Raw genomic sequence first — 19319 nt, 5'->3', positions numbered from 1 at the left:
GCGATACGCAAGGAGAAGGGAATGAGCAACTTGGAATCGGAAACCAACAACGGCAAGGGAGCGCCGATCAAGGCAGTGTGGATTCTGCTGCTGATCGCCTGGGTATGCTTCCTGGTGCCGTTCCCCGGCCTGGGACTGTTCCTGGGCGCGCCGCTGAACCTGGTGGCCTTCATCATCGCCATCGTGGTGATTACGCGGGGCCGGACCGGCACCGGTATCACCCAACTGATCTGCACCCTGGTGGTATCGCCGATCGTCTACTTTATCGGCCTGGCTGTGTTCGGTGCTGCCCTGAACAGTGCGGAGCCGGAGAATACGGAATTCGACTATGGGGCGCTGATGCCGGAGCCGATGGTGGAAGCGGCCTGATAGGGAGGTGGGGCGATGAAATCTATGGCACTGCTGGGCGCTGGCCTGGCTTTCTTTGCTGGATCTGCTTTTGCAGCTGACATTCCGCGCTTCGATGTCGAGGCTCACTGTGGGCAGGTGGCCAGCATTAGCGGCGACTCCAGCAACATGCTGTACAACAGCTGCATCGACATGGAGCAGTCCGCCTATAACGGTCTCAAGGGCCAGTGGTCGGGCCTGCCGTCGAACATCCAGAGCCATTGCCAAGACGTGGCCAGCGTAGGCGGCCCGGGCAGCTATAGCCTGCTGGAGAGCTGCGTGCAGATGGAAGTATCCGCCGGTAACAACCGCAGCGAGTTTAGCTTCGACTGATCCTGGCCTATGCGACTCCATTACCTCGGCCCGGTGCTGCCGGGTCATGACCATCCCGTGCTCGAAGACCTGGACGCTCGGCGGCTAACGCCGAGCTGCTACCTCGTGGAGGTGGGCGACGACGCCGGCGTGGACGGCGAGATCATCGAGGGCGACGTGCTGGTGATCGACGAGGCGCGCCTGGTCCAACATGGCGATCTGGTGGTGGTGCAGGGTGAGGACAGTCTGCGCCTGTGCCGTAGCCACCGGATCGGCGGGCGCTTCCGGCTGATGCGCACCTCAGGGCCGAAAGAGTCGTTCTTCGCCCGGCAGTCGGCGTGTCGGGGCGTGGTCATTCACAGGGCTAGAAGTGACGCAATATTTCTTCAGGGAAATTGACCTCTTTTGATGAATTTCGATTAACCAAAATAATTGAATTGCAGGGTGTGTTATGAGTTTGAATACTGTGGAAGCCGAAGGTCAGGATGTGAGTGATTCTGATGAGGATTATCTTGCCAAGACAGATCTTCATCATCTTATTACGCACGAGCTCCGAAAAGATAAGCACGTAAGTGAAAATGTTACGGTTAAGCCTAGGTCAAAGCCTCTAGCAAAAACAAAGCTGGCACAAAAGCTGGTTGATCAGCTGTATGAAATATATTCATCAAAGCCCTCGAAGTCATTTGGTTATTTTAATGGAAAGGTCGAGGAGAATCGCTCTCAAGTATATGTAAAAAGGTACTTCGTTGATCGTGAGCTTGACTTTAAAACGTTTAGCGTGAAAATGGCGCATGCATTAGCTGCTGAAGCTAGGCGGTCCAGTGCTTCTACCGGTGGGCACGTGTTTGTCGCGCAATTTTCTCATGCAAAGAAAGACTATCTCTTAGTTGCTATTATAAATGATGAGTACGCCATTGCACTCAACGAGGAAGAAGATAGAGGCGATGAGTTAGAAGAGGTTGGCTTTCTAAATCTGAAGGGTTTGCGCTTTGCGGGACAAATAAATGTCACTGCTTGGAGAAATGAAGAAGATCGCTATTTAAGCTTTCTCAAAGGTACGGGGGACGTCGCGGATTATTTCAAAAGGTTTCTGGCATGCGACTCTTCTATTTCAAATTTGAACGACACTCAGTCGTTGACCAGTGTTGTTGAGAAATTTGCGTCAACAGTGAAAGTCGACGGTGAGCCGCTATCGGATCAGCAGCGAGATGATTTTTTCAAGAAAGTAGATGAATACTGTAGAGCGATGGCTGATGAAAGCCTAGAATTGCACCTTGAGGAGTTTTCTAATGTTGTGTGGCCTCGTGAACCTGAGGCTCTTAAAACCGCTTTGGCCGAGAGTGAAACTCCGATTAGCGATGGCTTTGTTCCGAACAAAAGAGGGCTCTTCGGCTTGGTGAAATTCCGAGGTAAGTCACAGCACTGGATCCTCAGCTTTGATAGAGAGGCCATCGCTGCTGGGAATATTCAGCTGTTAGAAGATAATAGTATTAAGCTTTCTGATGTTCCTCCTCACTTGATCGAGAGTCTAAGGCGAGAGACTTCGAGGTCCTGATCATGCGGCAGATTAGCTTTGATGATCTTGTTGAGATTTACAAAATGCTGGATTTAAGCAGTAGAGGTAAGTCTGAGCAACCACAGCGCTACGAATTGACTCTTGAAGAGGAGGGGCAAGTAGAACTTTTGTCACTGGCGCTCAGTGAGAAAAATTCCGAAGATTCTGGAATAACCATAACTAAGGGAGATCCTGACAATCTTAAGATTGGTGACGCTGTTGAGCTAAGGGTGTCGCAGCCCAGGCCAGGTTTAGGGATATTGGCTTGGGATATTGATGCCCTTTTTAAGGCGGGAGTTATTAAGGAGCCAAGCGACTATTTTTTGGTTTCGGAAGGCTTTTCGAAAAATGATAGTAATCCGCCATACTTGATAGTGCAGTATAGGAAGATGCTGGACTTTATTCAGTCACTCGGGAAAGCCTCAGATTATTTTGATAAAGAAAATAAGGAGTTGGTGTTTGTTGATTCTGGAAAGGTTTCCATACCTATCGTTTATACTTCCCATGATTTAGAGGGTTTGAATTTTGATATAGGGTTTATTTCTTCTTTTTTCGAAGGTGATGTTCATGAGGATCAGAAGAAAGAAATAATGTCCTCGGCTATCATTTCTTTGGTATCTGGCGTGCCTAAGGAAGATAGGTTCTCTAAAATGCTAAGTCGATTTTCTGACATCGAGGATAATGCAAGAGAAGGCTATAGGATTTTTTGTTCCGGCTTTTCCTATGAGCTTGTTAAGGGGAAGGTTCAAGATGCCAAGCTCGACTTTACTAAAAGAATTCATGACATATTCTCAAGCATTCAGAATCAGGTTCTCAGCATACCAGTGGCAACCGTGATAGTTGCTACCCAAATGAAAGATGCAGACAAAAGTGATAGCCAGATGCTTATAAATCAAGGCGTGCTTTTTGGATGCTGGATGTTTTCATTAATTGTTCTTGCGCTGATTTTTAACCAGTGGTGCTCAATTAATGCTATCAAGTCAGAAGTTGTTCGTCAGAGAGAAAAGATTTCCGCAGAATATCCGACCATTGAGCGAATGTTTGACAGTGTTTTTGTTTCTTTGTTGCATCGGATTTGCATGCAAAAGCTAATTTTTGTATCTCTGGTTTTATTGGTTGTGGTTGGTCTTGTTGCTGCACATGTGATATTTAACTCCTTTCTGCCAGAGGCGGATAAAGTGAGCTTGGATGGTGGATTTGACGCTCTGAGTATGTGGAGTGTTTTTAAAAATTCATTTTTCAATATGCTTAGCTTTGGTTGAGTTTTCTCCTTGAAGTTTCTTCTTGGAAATGGGGGAGTGTTCAGCACCCGCTACTAACTATGACATGGCACCGTTCTCTCTATTCAGCCACTCCGCATGACCGGATATTCGTAGTAGAGCTCGGTCAGCTTTCAACGAAGTCGAGCGTGAATGAGGCGCTTGGCCTAGCCGCTCCTTACCTCCATCTCCACCGAGCTGGTCAGCGCGCGGTCGCTGAGGGTGACAGGGGTCTCGGGGTAGAGCTCGGGGCGGCATTTCGGCGAGGTCGAGGGTGAACGAGGCGCCACCTCGCTGGAGGCGCTGCCATTCGCTCTGGGCGGCGGCGAGGGCGTCGTCCTTTGTGTCGTCGGTAGGGCGGCGCTTGGGCTTGTCGTCGCTGCCGGCGATGAGCTCGCGGGGGCTCGGCACCGTTTCAGAAGTCAGCGGAGCTTCGATAGGGGAGAACAGCTGTCACGACTGACCGGCCGGCCTTATTCCGCCCCCCGCACGGAACCCGCGGCAGGCCAGAGTTCGGCCGCTTGGCTGACGGTGAGGTCATCGACGATCACCGCGCCTTCACAGCCCTGAACATTGGTGAAAAGCTCGGCGCTGAGCACTCGGCCCCTAACGCGCTCGGCTTCGATCATGCTGCCGACGCTAGGGATTTCCTCGGCTTCCAGGCAATGCAGCAGGTAGCTGCCCGGGGTGTAGCTGACGACGAGAAGCTGCATGGGGGAACTCTCCTTCAAGAGCATTCGCCTGAGTCTTGACCACCCCGAAGCGCCTGTCACTGAAAGAACACTGTGCGCAAACGGGCTCCTTCCAAAACATTGATCTGGCGTGTGTCGCATGGCGAAAAACGTCCTTGCTCACCTTGCCGTTGAGCCCCCGGTTTGCCTGTTCGGCCCCTCCATGAGTAGCCTTTCACTATCCGGCCTGCCGGCGCCTCCGAGGCTCATGCTGCATGATCCTGCGCTCTTCCTGCCCGAACATCCCGCTGCCGTGCGGCCTGCGCCCGTTGCTGGCAGCCATGGTGCTGCTGTTCTCGCTCGCCACCGGCGCCATGGCATCGTCGGGGCCACCGCCGACCATCCAGAGCGTCGCCATGCTGGCCGATCCGGGAGGGCAGCTGACGGCAAAGGAGCTGGTCGGCCGGGAGGATGCCTTCCGGCCGGTCGAGACCAGGACTGACCTGAGCATCGGCTACACCGGCCATCCGGTCTGGCTGCGCTTGAGGGTCTCGGGCGGGGCGCACGGTGCGAGCGAGGCCGTGCTGCGCTTCGTCTATCCGCTGCTGGAACACGTCTCGCTCTATCGGGTGCAGGATGGCGCGATCATCGAGGAGTGGCGAAGCGGGCTGGTGGTGCCGCCCGAGCGGCGGGCGATGGCACATCGTCTTCCGGCCTTTCCGCTGAACCTCGAGGCTGGCGAGAGCGCCACGCTGCTGGCCCGGGTGGAAAGCGCGGGCAGCATGGCGCTCGGCGTCGAGCTGCTGAGCCGCGAGGCCTTCCAGATCGCCAACGACCGGGAGATGTTCTGGCTCTCCGCCTACGTCGGCCTGCTGGTGGCGCTGGGCGCCTATAACCTGCTGCTGTTCGTCGGGCTGCAGGAGCGCGTGTTCCTGCTCTATGCGCTGTTCGTCGGCAGCTTCTGCGTGGCGGTCATTACCGCCAACGGCCTCGGGCCGCTGCTGCTGTGGGGCGGGCTGGGCGAGGCGACCGCGCGCCTCGTCACCCTTGGTTTCACGCTTTCGGCGGCGTTGGGCACGCTCTTCGCCCGACAGTTTCTGAATACTCGCTGCTATGCGCCGCGCTGGCACCGGTCCCTGCGCTGGCTGCTGGTGGCGTGCCTGGCGGGCATGTTCGGCGCTGGCCTGCTGCCGCGTCGCGGCGCTCTGCAGCTGATGGATATGGTCGGGCTGGTGACCTGCCTGTCGTTGCTGGCCTGCGCCATCACCTGCGCTTACCGCCGCGTGCCGGGCGCCAGGCTGTTCGTGCTGGCCTGGGCCTTCCTGCTGGTGGGGGCGTCGATCTTCGCCCTGCGCAACCTGGGCATCATTCCCTCGAACGTCTTCACGCTGTACGGCATCCAGGCGGGGTCGGCGCTGGAGATGCTGCTGCTGTCCTTCGCCCTGGCGGCGCGCTTCAATACGCTCAAGCGCCAGAAGGAGAAGGCTCAGGCGCAGCTGGTGGCGTCGCTGAAGACCCAGGAAGCGATTCTCGAGAAACGTGTCGCCGAGCGCACCGCGGCGCTCGAGGTGATGGCCCGCCAGGACACCCTGACCGGGCTGTTGAACCGCACCGGCCTGGCCGATCGCGCGGCGGCGGCCTGGCGGCGAAGCGAGACGAGCGGCAGTCCCCTGGCAGTGCTGATGCTGGATCTCGACGACTTCAAGCCGATCAACGACCGCTTCGGCCACGCCACGGGCGACAGCGTCATCCAGGTCATCGCCGGGCGGCTGCGCCACCAGATACGCCAGCACGACCACTGCGCCCGCATCGGCGGCGACGAGTTCCTGGTGCTGTGCGAAGACCTGAGCGGGCTGGAGGAGGCCGAGGCGCTGAAGCAACGTCTGGAAAGCGCGATTCGCCAGCCGATCCGGCTCTCGGATGATACGGCGATCCGGGTGGGCGTCAGCATCGGGATCGGCTTCGACGAGTCGCGCACGCTGGATCTCGATGCGCTGATGCAGCGCGCCGACGCGGCGATGTATGCCCACAAGCGTCATGAGCAGAAGCGCTCGACGTCGCCGTGACGAAGCGGGGATAAGTGGGGATGGAGCCAGGGAGAAGAAAGCGGCGGGAAGGCACAAGGCAGAAAAAAGCGGGGCCCGCATGGGCCCCGCTGTCGCGTTGGCGTCCCGCCGCGCTCGCCTCAGGCGTGGCGCGCGATCAGGGCATCGAAGCTTTCCTTGGGCTGTACGCCGGTGAGGGCTTCGGCCTTTTCCCCGCCCTTGAAGAGGGCGACGGTCGGCAGGCCTCGCACGCCATTCCTGGCGGCCAGGTCGGGCGCCTCGTCGACGTTGATGGTGACGACCTTGAGGGCAGAGTCCCGCTCCTCGGCGATGGACTCGACGACCGGGTCGAGCATCTTGCAGGGTCCGCACCACGGTGCCCAGAACTTGACCAGCACCGGCTCGCGGCTGTCGATCACTTCCCGGGCGTAATTGCTGTCGTTGACGGCTGTCAGGGTGGTCATGAGTCTCTCCTTGGCATCTCGGCGGATGCTGGATGAAGTGGAGGCATCGCGAAGATGCTGACGTGTGGCCACCTTACTTCAGCGGGATTTTTGTTAGCAAGATTATTTTTTCATGGTTATGTAACTCCGCGAACGCGGCGGGGGAATCTCATCGAGCGCTTACGCGAAGCCTTCGAGCACGATCTTGCCCTTGGCCTTGCCGCTCTCCAGCAGCGCATGTGCGCGCTTGAGGTTCGCCGCATTGATCGTGCCGAAAGTGTCCGTGGCGGTGGACTGGATCATGGCGCTGTCCAGCATCGCCGCCACCTTGTCGAGGATCCTGCCCTGACGATCGATGTCGGCAGTGGTGAAGAGCGCACGAGTGAACATCAGCTCCCAGTGGATGGAGACGGCCTTGCTCTTGAACGGCAGCACGTTCAGCGTCTCGGGATCATCGATCAGGCCGAAGCGACCCTGGGGCGCGATCAGGTCCACCACTTGGTCGGTGTATTGCCCGGAATGGGTGGTCGAGAACACGAAGCCGGGCTGGCCGATGCCCAGCGCCTCGATCTGAGGCGGCAGCGGCTGGCGATGGTCGATGACATGGTGGGCGCCCAGATGACTGACCCATGCCTGTGTTTCCGGGCGAGACGCCGTGGCAATCACGGTCATGTCGGTCAGGGCCCGCAGCAGCTGGATGGCGATCGAACCCACGCCACCGGCGCCGCCGATGATGAGTACCGCCGGCGCCGCGCCGGGGACCGGCTCGCTGATGCGCAGGCGATCGAACAGCATCTCGAAGGCGGTCAGGGTGGTCAGCGGCAGCGCCGCGGCCTGTGCGGCCGACACGGATCTGGGGGCATGCCCGACGATGCGCTCATCGACCAGGTGAAATTCGCTGTTGGCGCCGGCCCGGCTGATATCACCGGCATACCAGACCCTGTCGCCCGGGGAAAAGCGAGAGGCATGCTCGCCCACCGCGACGACCTCGCCGACGGCATCCCAGCCGAGCACGGCGGCCTGGCCCTCGTTCGGGGCGCGGCTCTGGCGGATCTTGTAGTCGATCGGATTGACGGAAACGGCCGCTACCTTGACCAGCAGGTCATGGCCGGAGGCGGTCGGCGTCTCGCATTCGATATCGACCAGGGCGTCATCGCGGTCGATGGCGCCGGTCTCGTAGTAGCCAATGGCTTTCATGGGGTCGCTCTCCGTTCCTGTCTTGGGCGATGCCGGGCGGACCGAGCACGCTGGTCGCCGCGGCGTGATATGTCGTGACGTATCCTAGGCATGTCCTGCAGGCGGAAAAACGGCCTGTGATCGCAAACATATTCCGGTGAATCCGAAAAATGCTGCTTGATAACATCGCGCTGTTCCTGACCATCGTGGAGAAGGGCAGCCTGACGGCGGCCGGGCGGGAGGTCGGTCTGTCGCCGACGACGGTCTCGGAACGACTGGCCGCGCTGGAGACGCACTACGGAGTGGTGTTGCTTAACCGCACCACGCGCGCCATCAGCCTGACCGAGGAGGGGCGCACCCTGGTCGAGGGCGCCCGGGAGCTGTTGAACGGCGTGGGCGATCTGGATACCCGCATTCGTCACGGTGCCGAAACCCTGACCGGGACGATCCGCCTGAGCGCGCCGAGCGACAGGGGGCGCCATCTGATCTCCCATGCCCTGACCGAGTTTCAGGCCACGCATCCCGGCATCCGGGTCGAACTGCTGCTGTCGGATGGCTACGTCGACATCGTGGGAGAGGGCATCGATCTGGCCCTGCGTTTCGGCGCGATCATGGACAGCACCCTGAGGGTGCGCTCGCTGGGTGACGCCCGGCGGCTGGTGTGTGCGTCACCGGCCTATCTCGAGGCCCACGGCGTGCCGCACGAGCCCGCCGATCTCCGCTCGCACAACTGCCTGATGATGCGTTTCGGACAGAACCTCGATAACGAGTGGCGCTTCGAGACGCCGGCGGGGCCCCAGATCGTGACGGTCAGCGGTAATCGCGTCGCCAACGACGGGGCGATGGTCCGCCAATGGGGGCTGGAAGGCCTGGGGGTCGTGCTCAAGTCGGAGCTGGACGTGGCGGAGGATATCCGTCGCGGCCGGTTGATCGAGCTGCTGCAGGGCCATGCGGCTCAACCGGCCCCGGTGCAGCTGCTGTTCCCGCCGGCCCGGACGCAGCCGCGCCGGGTCAAGGCGCTCGCCGATCACCTGGTCGAGACCTTCGCGACGCTGGAACCGCTGCCCTGGCCGCGGTGATGTCAGCTCATGCAGGCGCTGTCGCACACCGGACTGCAGATGCCGGTGATGCCGAAGGAGCCGGGCTCCTGCGCCGGGAGGCGTCGGATCAGGCGGGCTGATGGCACTGCACCGCAAGCTGGCGGAGACGGTGGGCGAGTTCGGCATTTTTCCGGAGTCCGGGGCCGAGCGGGAATAGGCGGGGAAGAGGATTGGCCGGTGGCGCGTCAGCCGTCGTGATCCGCCAGGCCGACGAGCCGATCCGTGCGCTGGGCGCTGAGCCGCTGGATCATGCGCCTGAGCCGGCGCCGCTGGCCCCAGGAAGAGAGGCGCTTGGTGTCCCAGCTGGCGGGCAGCAGGGTGCACTGATCGGCGTGGAAGCTCAGTCGGAAGGTGCGCTCGGCGCCGACCGGCATGTCCTCCGGCCCGTAGATGCCGATCAGCCGGATCGTCAGGCTGTGGAACTGCAGATCGCCCGCCGGCTGATGGCCGGCCATCTCGATGCCTTCCAGCTCGGCGATGCTCGCGATCAGCCCGGAGAAGGTGCCGATGTGCAGGAAGTCGCCGGAATCCAGCGGGCCCTGGCGGGTGTCGTGACGGTGACCGCTCTTGCCGCGGCGATGGTCGCGATCATCGTCGTCGTGATCCCGGTCATCGTCGTGATGCTTGCCATCGCCGCGCGCTTCGTCGCCTTCGCTGTACTGCTGCTCGCGGTCCGTCACGTCGACCGTGAGCGTGCCCTGCGAGGTCTCGAGGTCGGCGACGATGTACTCGAGGAAGATCGATTCGGCGCTCATGTTGCTGATGATGCACAGCGCCTCGATGTCGCGCTTCTTGCCGCGGTTGATCAGCAGCCGCGGTCGTCGCTGGCGGCGAAAGCCCCAGTAGAGCAGCTGCGCATAGACCAGCGAGAGAAACAGCGTGCCCAGGCTGATGATGACGTTGAGCACGCCCTGATGCTGCGAGATCCATTCGAACATGACGTTCCCTGTCGTTTCGTCGCGAATCGATCTCCAGCCTAAAGCAAAAGCCCCGGTGCTGTCCGGGGAACCGTCTCAATGGTCGTGGTGCGCGTGGCCGTCGTCGGCCGGCGCCGATTCGGGCTCGCTTTCATCGTGGGCGTCGCTCATGGCACTCATGTCGCCATGCTCGTGATCGTGACCGTCGTCGGCCCGGGGCGTGCCGCTCGAGGCAGTTGCCGTGCCTTGCCCGTCATCCTGTAACAGCGCCTCGTACTGCCGTTCGGAGAGCGATGGCATCTCCTGCAGGAAGGCGACCAGCTCCCAGAGCTCCTGGTCTTCATGGGTGGCGCCCCAGCTGGGCATGCCGGTCATCTTGATGCCGTTGTCGATGATCCAGAACTGTTCTTCGGGGGGGACGTCACCGGGCTCGGTCAGGTTGGGCGGCATGGGGTTGAGGCCCTGGCGCAGCACGGTGTCGTCCATGCCCGGCGTCAGGTGACAGGCCGCGCACAGCGACTCGTAGGCGCTGGCGCCCTGGCGGATCTTCGCCGTGTCCGTCAGATCGGGCGTCTCGATGGATTCGGCGCGTGCGTCCACGGACTGGCGCATGGTGGTGTGCAACGCCCATTCGACGACAGGCAGGTGCTCCTCCTGCGCCGAGACGTTGTAGAGGCCGCTGTAGATGAAGGTGCCGGCGCCGAGGGCGACCGCCACGCCGCCGATGGAGAGTCCGTGCCAGAGGTTCATGCGTGCTCCCGGGCTGGTGCTGGAAATGATGGCGCCGAAAATGAGGAAGGCGGGCGATCCTCACACGGCCGCCGCGATGCGATGGCGGGCAACGTGTCGGGGCAGTGTCGTCGACCGCCGGCGCCTCATCAACCGCTGGTGCTCGATGGATGTCGAGCCGGGATATCTGAGAGGGGAGGAAAGAGGCTGCGTCCGCGCGATGTCGCTGTGGCTGACCCGGCGGTTCGCCGAGCGTCGCCTCGGTGTCCGCTATCTCTTACGCGCCGTGGCGTCGATACCGTGCGGTCACGGCAGGGCCCACGGGCCATGATGAGCTCATGGCGTGATGCCCGGTTCGAGTCAAACCGGGCAGGCCGGGGCAGGGAGGCTCCGGAACATGCCAGGGTTGGTGCGCTCGCACCGGCCGGTCCCGATCCTCCTGTGGGCTCTCCACGGCCCCGAACGATTACTTTCCCTGCTTGGCCCCCCTCGTGGGGGCGCTTTTTATGGTGTATCGCTGATGGTTTTCCTGGCTTCCCGAGCCCAACGAGGAGGTCAGGCCGTGTGTCTGGCAGGCGGTCCGGGCAAGTGGCTGACCCATTCCAGGGCGTCCGGCTTGTGGCGGACGGTGAAGGTGCGGATTTCCATCGACTTGAACAGATGGTTCTCCAGCCGCGTCAGGTGGCGCACCCAGTGCCTGTCGCTGAGCACCGCGGCGCGATAGTAGCGGTTGAGATCGCCGATCTGGGTCAGGCCATAGCCGAGATCGCGCAGGAAGGCGGTGAAGGTCATCCAGCGCATCTCGTCGATCTCGGTGTAGAGGCTGACGAGGGGCTGGGTCTTCTTGGTCGCCTCGATGGCATCGATGGCGACCTGCAGATCCGGGGCGGTGACGCGGCCGCTGACCTTCATCGCCACCACATGGGCGGCGCCCGAGGGCAAAAGTTCGAGCATGTGCGGGGCTCCTCGCATGGATGATCGTGCCTGCCTTGCAGCATAGCCGCTCGTCCGTGGAACGCCGCTCACGCCCGGAGGGAAGCAGGAGCCCGGCGCCGGGCTCCTGCCTGCCGGTGTCGCCTCAGTGGCGAGCCGGCTGGTCGTCCAGCTCGCGTTCCAGCTGGCGGGCGACGTCGCCGGGCGATCCGGTGCGCCGGGCCAGCAGGTCGTAGGCCACCGGCACCACGAACAGGGTGAAGAAGGTCGCCGCGGTCACGCCGGTGAAGATCACGGTGCCGATCACCAGGCGCGTCTCGGCGCCGGCGCCGCTGGAGAGAATCAGCGGCACCGAGCCGGCGATGGTGGTGGCCGAGGTCATCACGATCGGCCGCAGCCGGGTCATGGCGGCGTGCATCAGCGCCTCGCGGAAGGCCGTGCCCTCATCGCGCAGCTGGTTGGCGAATTCCACGATCAGGATGCCGTTCTTGGCCGCCAGGCCGACCAGCATCACCAGCCCCACCTGGCTGTAGATGTTCAGCGACTGCCCGGTCAGCCACAGGCCGAGCAGGGCGCCGCCGATCGCCAGCGGCACGGTGAGCATGATCACCAGCGGGTGGATGAAGCTCTCGAACTGGGCGGCCAGCACCAGGAACACCACCAGGGTGCCGAGCACCAGCAGGAAGGTGGTGGCGCCGCTGGATTCTCGATAGTCCCGGGCGGCGCCCTTGACGTCAGTCTGCACGCCCGGTGGCAGTACCTCGTCCACGGCGTTCTCCAGATAGGCCAGCGCCTCGCCCATGGAGTAGCCGTCGGCCAGGTCCGCCTGGACGGTGATCGCCCGCAGGCGATTGTAGCGGTTGAGCTCGCTGGGCCCGGCGAAGCTCTCGATCTCGACCAGGCTCGACAGCGGAATCAGTTCGCCGGTGCGCGCCGAGCGCACCCGCAGGCTTTCCAGGGCCCCGGGGGTGGGCGTCGCGCCGCGCTCGCTCTCGAGAATGACGTCGTACTCCTCGCCCTCGTCGGTGAAGCGGGTGACGGTGCGCCCGCCGAGCAGTGTCTCCAGGGTGCGGCCGATCTCGCTGACGGTGACGCCGAGGTCCGCCGCGCGGTTGTAGTCGATGTTCACGCTGAGCTGAGGCTGGTTCTCCTCGTAGTCGCTCTCGAGGTTCAGAAGCCCCGGATTGTCCTGGCGGATGTGGTCCATCAGCGCATCGCGCCAGGCTACCAGCTGCTCGTAGCTGCCGCCGCCGAGCACGAACTGCAGGCCCTGCTCGCTGCCGCCGCCGAAGCCCTGGGGCATGATCGGGAAGGCGCGGATGCCGGGCAGCTCGGCCAGCTCTCGGCGCACCTGGTTGAGCACCGGCCCGGCCGGGCCGCGCTCGTCCCAGTCGGCGAGGCCGACGATGGCGAAGCCGGAGTTGAAGTTCTCGGTACGCCCGCGGCCGCGGGGCGACATGATCATCACGTCCTCGACCTCGCCGCCCTCGCGCAGCGGCAGCAGCCGGGCCTCCACCTCGTCCATGTAGTCTTCCATGTAGGAGAAGGTGGCGCCGGGCGGGCCGTTGATCAGCACGAAGAAGGTGCCGCGGTCCTCCTGCGGGGTGTATTCCGCCGGCAGCTGGGGGTAGAGCCAGGCGATCGCCGCGACCAGCCCCGCGAAGCCTGCCACCACCAGCCAGCGCAGCCGCAGCACCGCCTCCAGACAGCGCCGGTAGAGCCCTTGGGCCCAGTGCAGGCCGCCGTCGACCCAGTGGGCCAGGCGTCCCTCGTGCAGGCTCGGCGAGAGGATCTTGGAGGCCATCATCGGACTCAGCGTCAGGGCCAGCAGGGTGGAGATGGCCACCGCCGCCGAGAGCGTCAGGGCGAACTCGGTGAACAGCTTGCCGACGTCGCCCTGGATGAAGCTCAGCGGCACGAACACGGCGATCAGCACCAGGCTGGTGGCGATCACCGCGAAGGCCAGCTGGCGCGCGCCGCGGTAGGCGGCCACCAGCGGCGACTCGCCGTAGAGATGCATGCGCCGGTGGATGTTTTCGAGCATCACGATGGCGTCGTCCACCACCAGGCCGATGGCCAGCACCAGCGCCAGCAGGGTCAGCAGGTTGATGGTGAAGCCCATGGCCGCCAGGGCGGCGAAGGTGCCGATCAGCGTCACTGGCACCGTGACCGCCGGCACCAGGGTGGTGCGCAGGTTGCCGAGGAACACGAAGATCACCACCACCACCAGGCCGATGGCGATCAGCAGCGTGCTGACCACCTCGCGGATGGCGCCGGAGACGAAGGTGGAGGCGTCGTAGTTGACCGCCAGGCTCATGCCCTCGGGCAGCCGCGGCCCGATCCGCTCGGCCTCGGCGCGCACCGCGTCGGAGAGCGCCATGACGTTGGCGGTGGACTGCTTGATCATGCCCAGGCCGACCACCGTCTGGCCGTTGCCGCGGAACAGCGAGCGTTCCTCGACGGTGCCGAGCTCGACCCGGGCCACGTCGGCCAGGCGCACCAGATAGCCGCCGTCGCCGCGGTCGAGCACCAGCTCGCGGAAGTCCTCAGGGGTGGCGAAGCTGCGTGGCAGGCGCACGATGAACTGACGGTCGGCGGATTCCACGGCGCCGCCCGGCAGCTCGACGTTCTCCTCGCGCAGGGCGTCCTCGACGTCGCTGACCGCCAGTCCGCGGGCGGCGAGGGCGTCGTTGTCGAGCCACACGCGCATGGCGTACTCGCGGCCGCCGCCGACGTACACGCCGGAGACGCCTTCCTGTACCGAGAAGCCGTCGACCAGGTAGCGCTCGGCGTAGTCGGTCAGCTCGGCGGTGGTGTAGCCCTCGCCGGAGAGCATCAGCCACATCACCATCTCGGAGCTGGTGTCTTCCTTGCGCACCTCGGGCGGGTCGGCCTCCTCGGGCAGGTTGTCGGCGGCGCCGGAGATGCGATCTCGCACGTCGTTGGCGGCGGCGTCGATGTCGGTGTCCAGTCCGAACTCGATGGTGATGTTGGAGTTGCCGTCGCTGCTGGTGGAGGAGATCACCTCGATCCCGGCGATGCCGGCGATGCGTTCCTCCAGCACCTGGGTGATTCGGGTCTCGACCACCTCGGCGTTGGCGCCCGGATAGGAGGTGCGGATGCTGACGATCGGCGGATCAATGGTGGGATATTCCTGCAACGGCAGGCGGGTCAGGGCCAGCAGGCCGAAGGCGACGATCAGCGCGGCCATGACGATGGCCAGCACCGGGCGCTGGACGGAGACGTCGGACAGGCGCATCAGGCGTCATCTCCGTCGCGGGTCGCGCGAAGAATGTCGCTGACGCTGGTGGCGTCGTCGGCGATGCCGATCAGCTCGACCGTCGAGGCGTCGTGCAGGCGGTCGGCGCCGTGGCTGACCACCAGGTTGCCAGGGTCCAGGCCCTCGGTGACCTCCACCTCGCCGCGGCGGCGAGCCCCCACGGTGATCTCGCGGCGCTCCACGCTGCCTTCCTCGCGAGAGGTGATCACCCACACCGACTGGCGACGCCCCTCGGCGACCACCGCGGACTCCGGGATCACCAGCGTCTGGCGCGGGCGGCGGTCGAGGGTGACGCGCATCAGCATGCCGGGGCGCAGCAGGCGCTCGTCGTTGTCGAGGATGGCGCGCACGCCGATGCTGCGGCTGACCGGGTCGACTCGGGAATCGATGGTGGCGATCTCGCCCTCGAACACGCGCTCGGGATAGGCGGCGGTGGTGGCGCTCAGGGCGAGACCCTCGGCCAGCGAGCCGAGCTGCACCTCGGGCACCTCGAAGTCGAGCTTCATGCGCGAGACGTCGTCGAGGGTGGCGAGCTCGTCGCCAGGGGTGACCAGCGCCCCCACGCTGATGTCGCGCACGCCGACCACGCCGTCGAAGGGCGCGGTGACGTGATAGTCGTCGAGCCGCGCGCGCAGCCCCTCGATGGTGGCGTCCACCTGCTGCAGCTGGGCGCGGCTGTCCTCGATGTCGGCGCGGGGCGCCAGGTTGCGTTCCTGCAGCTGGGCCAGGCGATTGACCGCGTTCTGGCGCTCGATGCGCAGCGCCTGAGCCTCGCGCAGCGACGCCCGTTCCTCGGCGTCGGACAGCTCGACCAGCACGTCGCCGCGGCTGACCGTCTCGCCGCCCTCGAAGTTGATTGCCGTGACGGTATCGGTGACCGTGGCCGAGAGCGTCACGCTCTCGTTGGCGGCCAGGGTGCCGAGCGACTCCAGCGGGTCGGACCAGGCCTGTCGGGTGGCCTCGGCGCCGATCACCGGCGTCGGCGGCAGGCCGGCGGGCTGAGCCAGGGCAGACGGTGTCAGGGGTGGCAGCGCCGGCGAGAGCGCGCCGAGCAGCAGGGTCAGTGTGGCCAGACCGGGTCGCCGGGCGCGGCGCGAGAGAAGAGCGTGGATCATGATCAGTGTCCGCAAAGAGGGCGGCGGCCCCGCTAACGTGAGTGTCGAGTGGGCGTCGATATCAGGGGCGAAGCCCTGTCGACGGATGGCGACAGCATGCCTCAAGCCGAGCGTCAGGATGTCAACGCGGCGTGCCTTGCACAATGTTTTCGCAACTCGTTCTCCGGCCGGCAACGGGGCGTTGCGCGAGGCGACACGTCGCGGGCTCGTGGCGTCGCCCTCTGGTACCATGTCGCCCTTTTGACTGGCGGGCGTCCGCGCGAGACGAGGCGCGGCGGCACGGGGAGCGCAGTGGCATGAAGTATGACGTGGTGATTATCGGCGCCGGCGCCGCCGGCTTGATGTGCGCGCTGACCGCCGGCTATGCCGGGCGTTCGGTGCTGGTCATCGATCATGCCAACAAGGCCGGCAAGAAGATCCTGATGTCCGGCGGCGGGCGCTGCAACTTCACCAATCTCGACACCTCCCCGGCGAACTTCTTCTCCAACAACCCGCACTTCTGCATCTCGGCGCTCAAGCGCTATCGGCCGGAGCACTTCGTCGAGCTGGTCGAGCGCCACGGCCTGGAGCACGTGGAGAAGGCGCCGGGCCAGCTGTTCTGCGCCGACTCGGCCAAGGACCTGCTGGCGGTACTGCTCACCGAGTGCGACTGGGCCGGCGTCGAGATCCGCCTCAAGACGTCGGTCGACGCGCTCGAGCGCCAGGGCGAGGGCATGCGAATCGAGACCTCCGTCGGGCGCATCGACGCCGGGGCGGTGGTGGTGGCCACCGGCGGGCTGTCGATTCCGACTCTCGGCGCCACCGGCTTCGGCTACGAGATCGCCCGCCGGTTCGGCCTCGAGGTGACCGATACCCGCGCCGCCCTGGTGCCCTTCACCCTGACCTCGGCCTGGAAGGAGCGTACCGCGGCGCTGTCCGGGCTCTCCACCGAGGTGGTGGCGCGCTGCCGCGACGGTGAATACCGCGAGCCGATGCTGTTCACCCACCGCGGGCTGTCCGGGCCGGCGCTGCTGCAGGCGTCGAGCCACTGGCACCCCGGCGACGAGCTCGCCATCGACCTGCTGCCCGGCGAGCCGGCCTTCGAGGCGCTGGCGGCCGCGCGCCGCGAGTCGCCCAAGCGGCGGCTCTCCACCTGGCTGGGCGAGCGCCTGCCGCGGCGCCTGGCCCAGGCACTGGTCGAGTGGCACGGCGGCGATGGCCCCATGGCCGAGCGCTCCAACGCCGATCTCGAGGCCTGGGCCGCGCGCCTCAACGACTGGCGGATCAAGCCCGCCGGCACCGAGGGCTGGCGCACCGCCGAGGTCACCATGGGCGGCGTCGACACCCGGTCGCTGTCGTCGAAGACCTTCGAGGTCAATGGCCTGCCGCAGCTGCGCTTCATCGGCGAGGTGCTGGACGTCACCGGCCAGCTCGGCGGCTACAACTTCCAGTGGGCTTGGGCGTCGGGCGTGGCCTGCGGCCAGTCCCTCTAGGCGTCTCTTCCGGGGCGAGACTCCTCGCGTCGCTCTATCTCTTCGATCTATCAACGGCTTAGGTCGGCCTATACTGGGAGCATCGCTCGCCCTGGAGGGAGGTCGCCATGAGCAAGCCGCTGCATCGCAAGCGCCTGAGTCGCGTGGTCGGTCGGCAGGGCCTGGAGCTGCTGGCCAAGGCCCGCGAGGCCTGGCCGCGCATCGAGGCGCCCGACGACAGCGAGGGGCTGCACGATTTCCGGGTGGCGCTGCGTCGGCTGCGCTCCTGGCTTAAGGCCTATCGCGGCTATCCGGGCGTGGCGATTCCCAAGGCCCAGCGCAAGCGCCTGCGCGACCTGGCCCGCGCCACCAATGAGGCCCGCGACGGCGAGGTGATGCTGGCCTGGCTCGAATCGGAGCGGCCGGCACTGGGCAACGCCGAGCGTGGTGCCATCGACTGGTGGGCCGAGCGCCTGGTGCCCCGGGTCGAGGCCGATTACGCCGAGGCCCGCTGCGTGCTGGAGGCCGGTTTCCCGGCCCTCGATCGCGAGCTCGGCAAGACCCTCGCTGTATTGGCCAAGCAGAGTGGCGGGCCGCGCTTCGGCGTGGCGACGGCCCGGGAACTGTCCGCCCTGCACGAGACCCTGACCGCGGAGCTCGCCGCCATCGGCTCTGCAGACGAGCGCGAGGCCCTGCATCGCCCGCGCATTACCGGCAAGCGCATCCGCTACCTGCTGAGGCCCTGGAAGGATGAAGCGCCGATCTTCGAGGAGGCAGAAGAGGCCATGAAGGCGTTTCAGGATGCCTTCGGCGTGTTGCATGACGATCTAGTACGCGAGCCGGCGCTCGAGGCGGCGGCGGCCGCCCATGCCGACGAGGAGGCGCGGGCACGCCTTGCGCTGGCGGCCGGTGGGAAGCAGGCCCGGGCCTCGGCACCGCGTCATCTGCGCGGCTTCATGGGGCTGGCGCGGGCCAACCGTGAGCGTCGTCTGGTCCACTACGATCGCGCCCTGGAAGCCGCTCGCGAGACGACGCGGTCGGCACGGCTGGAGGCAGCGATCGCCGCCATGCGCGGCGACTGAGGGTGTCGGGTTGGTGTGCCTGTCTCAGTGCAGACGCTGATCGATCTCTCGCCACAGCGCGGTATAGGCCCTGGCCGCGGCGCTGCGCGGGGCGTAATCGCGCACCGGGGCGCGCTCCAGGCCCATGCGTTCCACCGCGCTGGCCGAAGGAATATCGATCGACAGCCGCAGCGGCCAGCGCTCGTGGAAGCCTTCCATGACCTCGCGGTGCAGGGTCCGGCGGCGGTCGGCGAGGGTGATGAAGGGCCAAAGCGTGCAGGCGATGTCGTGATCGTCGAGGAAGTCCTGGAGCTGGTCCAGGGTACGCAGCGACAGCACCGTGGGCACCACCGGCACCAGCAGGGCGTCGACGCTGGAGAAGATGTTCTCCGACAGGTGCGAGAGGCTGGGCGGGCAGTCGAGGATCACCAGATCGTAGTCGTCGCGCACCGGCTTGAGGATCTGACGCAGGTGGCTCGCGCCGCGCTTTGCCAGCAGGGCGTCCATCTCGCGCGAGGCCAGCGCCGCCGGCAGCAGGTCGAGCCCCTCGATCTGGGTGGCGCGGATCACCTTGTCGAAGGCGGCCTTGCCCTTGACCAGCTTGTCCACGCCGCCGCGGACCTTGGGCTTGACGCGCAGGTAGAAGCTGGTGGCCGCCTGGGGATCGAGGTCCCAGAGCAGCACGCGGTATCCCGCTCGGGCGGCCTCCGCGGCCAGATTCACGGCCGAGGCCGTCTTGCCGACGCCGCCCTTGATGCTATACAGCGCCAGCATGCGCATGGAGTCCATGTCCTGTCGTCGTTCCGTCACGAGGTCGAAACAAAATCATAACAGGCCTGCCATGTCAGTGTGTTACGGCGGGATGATAATCGCTGTCAGACGGGC

The 19319-nt window shown here is 64.4% G+C and carries 18 protein-coding genes; 9 read left to right on the top strand and 9 right to left on the bottom strand.

Annotated elements, in window-relative coordinates:
* Positions 1 to 21: 21 nt before the first annotated feature.
* Genes MYL53_RS06390 through MYL53_RS06370 form a run of 5 tightly spaced genes read left to right on the top strand, consistent with a single transcriptional unit; the run spans position 22 to position 3516 of the window.
* Positions 22 to 369: a hypothetical protein gene (locus tag MYL53_RS06390; RefSeq protein ID WP_247852797.1), complete on the top strand. Its 348-nt coding sequence runs from the start codon at positions 22 to 24 to the stop codon at positions 367 to 369.
* Between the two features lie 15 nt (positions 370 to 384).
* A complete protein-coding gene (locus MYL53_RS06385) occupies positions 385 to 720 on the top strand; it encodes a hypothetical protein (RefSeq protein WP_247852796.1) in 336 nt (111 codons plus the stop codon).
* 9 nt (positions 721 to 729) lie between these two features.
* A complete protein-coding gene (locus tag MYL53_RS06380) occupies positions 730 to 1098 on the top strand; it encodes a S24/S26 family peptidase (protein ID WP_247852795.1) in 369 nt (122 codons plus the stop codon).
* Between the two features lie 52 nt (positions 1099 to 1150).
* On the top strand, positions 1151 to 2254 hold the full coding sequence (locus MYL53_RS06375; RefSeq protein WP_247852794.1) for a nucleoid-associated protein: 1104 nt from the start codon (positions 1151 to 1153) through the stop codon (positions 2252 to 2254).
* Between the two features lie 2 nt (positions 2255 to 2256).
* Positions 2257 to 3516, top strand: coding sequence for a hypothetical protein (locus MYL53_RS06370; protein WP_247852793.1), 1260 nt, complete (start codon positions 2257 to 2259; stop codon positions 3514 to 3516).
* A gap of 470 nt (positions 3517 to 3986) precedes the next feature.
* Here MYL53_RS06370 and MYL53_RS06365 read toward each other — a convergent pair whose 3' ends face one another.
* A complete protein-coding gene (locus MYL53_RS06365) occupies positions 3987 to 4226 on the bottom strand; it encodes a hypothetical protein (RefSeq protein WP_247852792.1) in 240 nt (79 codons plus the stop codon).
* A 233-nt stretch (positions 4227 to 4459) separates the two neighbouring features.
* Between MYL53_RS06365 and MYL53_RS06360 the strand changes: the two genes are divergently transcribed.
* The gene (locus tag MYL53_RS06360; protein ID WP_247852791.1) at positions 4460 to 6250 is read left to right on the top strand and encodes a diguanylate cyclase; all 1791 of its coding nucleotides are present in this window, start codon (positions 4460 to 4462) and stop codon (positions 6248 to 6250) included.
* Between the two features lie 119 nt (positions 6251 to 6369).
* Here MYL53_RS06360 and trxA read toward each other — a convergent pair whose 3' ends face one another.
* Both trxA and MYL53_RS06350 read right to left on the bottom strand, forming a co-directional pair.
* Positions 6370 to 6693, bottom strand: a complete 324-nt coding sequence (gene trxA / locus MYL53_RS06355) for a thioredoxin (protein WP_247852790.1) — start codon at positions 6691 to 6693, stop codon at positions 6370 to 6372.
* A gap of 159 nt (positions 6694 to 6852) precedes the next feature.
* Positions 6853 to 7869, bottom strand: a complete 1017-nt coding sequence (locus MYL53_RS06350; protein ID WP_247852789.1) for a zinc-binding alcohol dehydrogenase family protein — start codon at positions 7867 to 7869, stop codon at positions 6853 to 6855.
* Positions 7870 to 8018: 149 nt separating this feature from the next.
* Here MYL53_RS06350 and MYL53_RS06345 point away from each other — a divergent pair, with 149 nt between their 5' ends.
* A complete protein-coding gene (locus MYL53_RS06345) occupies positions 8019 to 8927 on the top strand; it encodes a LysR family transcriptional regulator (protein ID WP_247852788.1) in 909 nt (302 codons plus the stop codon).
* 206 nt (positions 8928 to 9133) lie between these two features.
* Here the strand turns inward: MYL53_RS06345 and MYL53_RS06340 are convergent, their stop codons facing one another.
* The 5 genes from MYL53_RS06340 to MYL53_RS06320 all read right to left on the bottom strand — a co-directional run bounded on the left by MYL53_RS06340 (position 9134) and on the right by MYL53_RS06320 (position 15922).
* Positions 9134 to 9886 carry a hypothetical protein gene (locus tag MYL53_RS06340; RefSeq protein WP_247852787.1) on the bottom strand — a complete coding sequence of 251 codons (753 nt, stop codon included), beginning with the start codon at positions 9884 to 9886 and terminating at the stop codon, positions 9134 to 9136.
* A 75-nt stretch (positions 9887 to 9961) separates the two neighbouring features.
* Positions 9962 to 10615 (bottom strand): c-type cytochrome, encoded by a 654-nt coding sequence (locus MYL53_RS06335; protein ID WP_247852786.1) that lies wholly within the window; start codon positions 10613 to 10615, stop codon positions 9962 to 9964.
* A 534-nt stretch (positions 10616 to 11149) separates the two neighbouring features.
* Positions 11150 to 11548: a SpoIIAA family protein gene (locus MYL53_RS06330; protein ID WP_247852785.1), complete on the bottom strand. Its 399-nt coding sequence runs from the start codon at positions 11546 to 11548 to the stop codon at positions 11150 to 11152.
* A gap of 124 nt (positions 11549 to 11672) precedes the next feature.
* Positions 11673 to 14786, bottom strand: coding sequence for an efflux RND transporter permease subunit (locus tag MYL53_RS06325; RefSeq protein ID WP_247852784.1), 3114 nt, complete (start codon positions 14784 to 14786; stop codon positions 11673 to 11675).
* Positions 14786 to 15922, bottom strand: coding sequence for an efflux RND transporter periplasmic adaptor subunit (locus tag MYL53_RS06320; protein WP_247852783.1), 1137 nt, complete (start codon positions 15920 to 15922; stop codon positions 14786 to 14788). The genes MYL53_RS06325 and MYL53_RS06320 overlap by 1 nt, the downstream gene beginning before the upstream one ends.
* A 296-nt stretch (positions 15923 to 16218) precedes the next feature.
* On the opposite strand from MYL53_RS06320, the gene MYL53_RS06315 reads away from it, so the two are divergent.
* A complete protein-coding gene (locus tag MYL53_RS06315) occupies positions 16219 to 17394 on the top strand; it encodes a BaiN/RdsA family NAD(P)/FAD-dependent oxidoreductase (protein WP_247852782.1) in 1176 nt (391 codons plus the stop codon).
* Positions 17395 to 17501: 107 nt separating this feature from the next.
* Positions 17502 to 18455 carry a CHAD domain-containing protein gene (locus tag MYL53_RS06310; RefSeq protein WP_247852781.1) on the top strand — a complete coding sequence of 318 codons (954 nt, stop codon included), beginning with the start codon at positions 17502 to 17504 and terminating at the stop codon, positions 18453 to 18455.
* 24 nt (positions 18456 to 18479) lie between these two features.
* Here the strand turns inward: MYL53_RS06310 and MYL53_RS06305 are convergent, their stop codons facing one another.
* Positions 18480 to 19214 carry a ParA family protein gene (locus MYL53_RS06305; protein ID WP_247852997.1) on the bottom strand — a complete coding sequence of 245 codons (735 nt, stop codon included), beginning with the start codon at positions 19212 to 19214 and terminating at the stop codon, positions 18480 to 18482.
* Positions 19215 to 19319: the final 105 nt, after the last annotated feature.

Source organism: Halomonas getboli (assembly GCF_023094245.1).
Taxonomy (GTDB): Bacteria; Pseudomonadota; Gammaproteobacteria; order Pseudomonadales; family Halomonadaceae; genus Halomonas; species Halomonas getboli.
The sequence above is the reverse complement of the archived record's forward strand: the minus strand, read 5'-3'. Positions and strand labels throughout refer to the sequence as shown.

Bases quoted from the DNA above. Each gene is read 5' to 3' on its own strand.
- MYL53_RS06310 (WP_247852781.1), top strand. From the start codon at position 17,502: ATGAGCAAGCCGCTGCATCGCAAGCGCCTGAGTCGCGTGGTCGGTCGG.
- MYL53_RS06370 (WP_247852793.1), top strand. From the start codon at position 2,257: ATGCGGCAGATTAGCTTTGATGATCTTGTTGAGATTTACAAAATGCTG.
- MYL53_RS06320 (WP_247852783.1), bottom strand. From the start codon at position 15,922: ATGATCCACGCTCTTCTCTCGCGCCGCGCCCGGCGACCCGGTCTGGCC.
- MYL53_RS06365 (WP_247852792.1), bottom strand. From the start codon at position 4,226: ATGCAGCTTCTCGTCGTCAGCTACACCCCGGGCAGCTACCTGCTGCAT.
- MYL53_RS06385 (WP_247852796.1), top strand. From the start codon at position 385: ATGAAATCTATGGCACTGCTGGGCGCTGGCCTGGCTTTCTTTGCTGGA.
- MYL53_RS06335 (WP_247852786.1), bottom strand. From the start codon at position 10,615: ATGAACCTCTGGCACGGACTCTCCATCGGCGGCGTGGCGGTCGCCCTC.
- MYL53_RS06315 (WP_247852782.1), top strand. From the start codon at position 16,219: ATGAAGTATGACGTGGTGATTATCGGCGCCGGCGCCGCCGGCTTGATG.
- MYL53_RS06350 (WP_247852789.1), bottom strand. From the start codon at position 7,869: ATGAAAGCCATTGGCTACTACGAGACCGGCGCCATCGACCGCGATGAC.
- MYL53_RS06390 (WP_247852797.1), top strand. From the start codon at position 22: ATGAGCAACTTGGAATCGGAAACCAACAACGGCAAGGGAGCGCCGATC.
- MYL53_RS06305 (WP_247852997.1), bottom strand. From the start codon at position 19,214: ATGCGCATGCTGGCGCTGTATAGCATCAAGGGCGGCGTCGGCAAGACG.
- MYL53_RS06360 (WP_247852791.1), top strand. From the start codon at position 4,460: ATGATCCTGCGCTCTTCCTGCCCGAACATCCCGCTGCCGTGCGGCCTG.
- trxA (WP_247852790.1), bottom strand. From the start codon at position 6,693: ATGACCACCCTGACAGCCGTCAACGACAGCAATTACGCCCGGGAAGTG.
- MYL53_RS06380 (WP_247852795.1), top strand. From the start codon at position 730: ATGCGACTCCATTACCTCGGCCCGGTGCTGCCGGGTCATGACCATCCC.
- MYL53_RS06325 (WP_247852784.1), bottom strand. From the start codon at position 14,786: ATGCGCCTGTCCGACGTCTCCGTCCAGCGCCCGGTGCTGGCCATCGTC.
- MYL53_RS06375 (WP_247852794.1), top strand. From the start codon at position 1,151: ATGAGTTTGAATACTGTGGAAGCCGAAGGTCAGGATGTGAGTGATTCT.
- MYL53_RS06345 (WP_247852788.1), top strand. From the start codon at position 8,019: ATGCTGCTTGATAACATCGCGCTGTTCCTGACCATCGTGGAGAAGGGC.
- MYL53_RS06330 (WP_247852785.1), bottom strand. From the start codon at position 11,548: ATGCTCGAACTTTTGCCCTCGGGCGCCGCCCATGTGGTGGCGATGAAG.
- MYL53_RS06340 (WP_247852787.1), bottom strand. From the start codon at position 9,886: ATGTTCGAATGGATCTCGCAGCATCAGGGCGTGCTCAACGTCATCATC.